We start from the raw sequence: 2,890 nt of genomic DNA on the forward strand, positions 1-2,890 counted from the left end.
CTTGATGGTCTGCTCAGGCGCAGCAAGCACCCGGGCATGAAGGCGATCACCGAGCACCCGCTCAATGGCCATCTCCCAGCCCTTGCGGACCTGCAAACAATCCATCAACAACACTTGCCCGGATACCCCCGCAGGACTGGATTTTTGCAGGCGTTGCAACAGGCTTTCGAGTGCCTTGTGGCGGGCCTTGCATTCTTGCAAGTGCCCCTGGGCGCTTTCACGCGGCTCGCGCAGGTTCTCAAGCTGTTCTTGTTGTTGTGCCAATGCCTCACGCAAGGCTGCCAGCTGCTGACTTGCGGTATTCAGGTTCCCATCCAGCGTTTGCACACGCAGTTCGGCCGCATCGAGAGCAGGACGTTCTGATGGCATTTCCTGAACAAAACGCGCAAGGCGCTTATCCATATCCTGTAAACGCGGCTCCAGCTCCCGGATCTGAGCCAGCAGCACATCACGTTTGCGGCGCAAATCAGCAACCTTTTGCACGCCCAACTGTCGTGCCTGTTCCTGCTCTTCAGCCTGACGCTCTGCAGCCTGACGGGCTTGGCGGGTTGACTCCTCCTCTGTGCTCAAGCTTTCACGACGATCCAGCAAAACCAGAAGGCGTTCCTGTCGGTGTTTTTCGCTTTCCAGTTGGCGTTGCATTTCGACGTGGATTTTTTGCTGTTGGTTCTGAAATTGCGCCATGCCCGACTGAACACGCTGAATCTGAGCATGATGTTCTTTCAGTTGATGATCGGCTTCACTGAGATCTGCCTGAACAGCATACAGTCCGGCCTGCGCGGTGCTCAGACTGTCCTGACCGACCCGCGCCTCCTGTCGCAAGCTCTCCAGACCCTGCTCGGTCAACTGGCGGTTTTCTTCCAATGTCTGGTTTTGGGACTGTAATTCATAACGGCGCTGATTCAGGACTTGTGCTTCTGTCTCCAGCATCTGCAGGCGTGCAGAAACCGCCCACCATTGCCATTGACGTTCTTCAACCCGCAAGGCCCGCATTTTCCGGGCAGCTTCGGCCTGACGTTGCAAACGCTGCCACTGACCATCCATTTCACCGTGAATATCATGCAGGCGTTGCAAGTGTTCCCGGGTTTCGGCAATGCGCTGGGCAGTTTCCCGACGCCTTTCCTTGTAGCGGCTGATTCCCCCCGCCTCTTCCAGCATGGCGCGCAGATCATCGGGACGCGCTTCAATAATCCGACCAATGGTTCCCTGTTCGACAATGGCATAGGTACTGCTGCCCAAACCCGTACCCAAAAACAGGTCACTGACATCCCGCCGCCGGCAACGCGCGCCGTTAATCCGGTAAAGACCGTCGCCCTTACGGTCCAGGCTGCGTTTGACACTGATTTCGGCCACTTCGGCAAATGCACCGGGCGCAGTGCCATCACTATTGTCAAAACGCAATTCCACACTGGCCTGGGAAGCCGCCGGTCGACTGCCCCCCCCATTGGAAATGACATCGCTCAGGGTGCCGCCTCGCAATTGTCTGGCGGAAGATTCACCCAGCACCCAGCGCAGGGCATCCACGGTATTGGACTTGCCACAACCATTGGGTCCGACAATCACCACCGGATTGGCGCTGATCTGGATGCGGGTGTTTTCGCGAAAGGACTTGAAGCCTTGAAGAATAATGGCCGAGAGGCGCATGAACAGTGGTTTTTAGGTATGATACCGGGCTATCGAAACTTTTATGATGAGGATTAAGCCATGCCCAGTCAACCCAGCAAAAGTCTGGAACGATTCCCCAACCCCCATCCCGAGCGGGATTATGTTGTACATATGGATATGCCTGAGTTTACCTGCCTCTGTCCACTGACTGGACAGCCTGATTTTGCGCACTTTATGCTCGATTTTATTCCTGACCAACATAATGTTGAGCTCAAATCCCTGAAGCTGTATCTCTGGAGTTTTCGTGATGAAGGTGCTTTTCACGAGGCCATGAGTAACCGGATTGCTGACGATATTATTCAACTGATTCAGCCGCGTTATCTGCGCCTTCTGGGCCGCTGGTATGTGCGTGGCGGCATCAGCACCGATCTGCTCATCGAACACCGTCAGCACGGCTGGGATAGCCCGGATATCCTCGGGCAGTTGCCCGGTGTGCAATGGACCCGGCAGCAGCCCGGTTACTGATCGGCCCCGAACATGCCCACTTATCTGGGGATTGATTTTGGAACGTCCGGCTTGCGCGGTATTGTTATTGATGAAAATCTCGACACGATAGCCAGTGCCGCCCTTCCCTACCCGGGCTGTCCGTCTGAAAGCTTGACCGATAGCCAGGGATGGTTGCAGGGACTGGAAATGCTGGCGCAACAATTGCGATCCATTCATACCCGGGCCTGGTCTGCCATCAAGGCCATGAGTCTGGATGGGACATCCGGAACCCTCCTGCTCAGTGACCGACGGGGTAATGTTCTGGGTCCAGTATTGGCCTATTCAGATCAACGGGCTGCAGCACAGGCACAACAGTTGAAACAGCAATGGCCAGAAGGGGGAATTTGTCTATCCCCTGCCAGCTCCCTGAGTAAACTCCTGTGGTTACGCTGTCATCTCCATAATTTTTCGGAGGCGCATTACGTACATCATCAGGCGGACTGGGTGGCTGCGCATCTCACCAATCACTGGGGGATCTCGGATCGGGGCAATGTTCTGAAAATGGGTCTGGATGCTCAACAGATGAAATATCCGGAGAAAATGCTCAATATCCTGAAAACTGCAGATATTGATCCGGCAATATTACCGAAAGTGGTGCATGAAGGGATCAGCATCGGCACGCTGGATAAATCATGGGCTCAAAGGCTGGGCTTGTCCACAGCAGTCCAGATTCGCGCCGGTTGTACAGACAGCGTTGCAGCGGCCACTGCGGCTGGTTTATATATGCCCGGCACAGCCC

The 2,890-nt window shown here is 55.2% G+C and carries 3 protein-coding genes; 2 read left to right on the forward strand and 1 reads right to left on the reverse strand.

Annotated elements, in window-relative coordinates; translation table 11 throughout:
• Positions 1 to 1,644 (reverse strand): AAA family ATPase (locus tag AC2VLY_RS11790; RefSeq protein WP_486922334.1); only part of this gene is annotated, 1,644 nt, incomplete at its 3' end.
• Between the two features lie 60 nt (positions 1,645 to 1,704).
• On the opposite strand from AC2VLY_RS11790, the gene queF reads away from it, so the two are divergent.
• Positions 1,705 to 2,130: a preQ(1) synthase gene (gene queF, locus AC2VLY_RS11795; protein ID WP_486891982.1), complete on the forward strand. Its 426-nt coding sequence runs from the start codon at positions 1,705 to 1,707 to the stop codon at positions 2,128 to 2,130.
• 12 nt (positions 2,131 to 2,142) lie between these two features.
• Positions 2,143 to 2,890: FGGY family carbohydrate kinase (locus AC2VLY_RS11800; RefSeq protein ID WP_486922335.1), on the forward strand; the 748-nt coding region annotated here is incomplete at its 3' end.

The sequence above is a fragment of the Acidithiobacillus sp. TH-A36 genome, assembly GCF_057473445.1.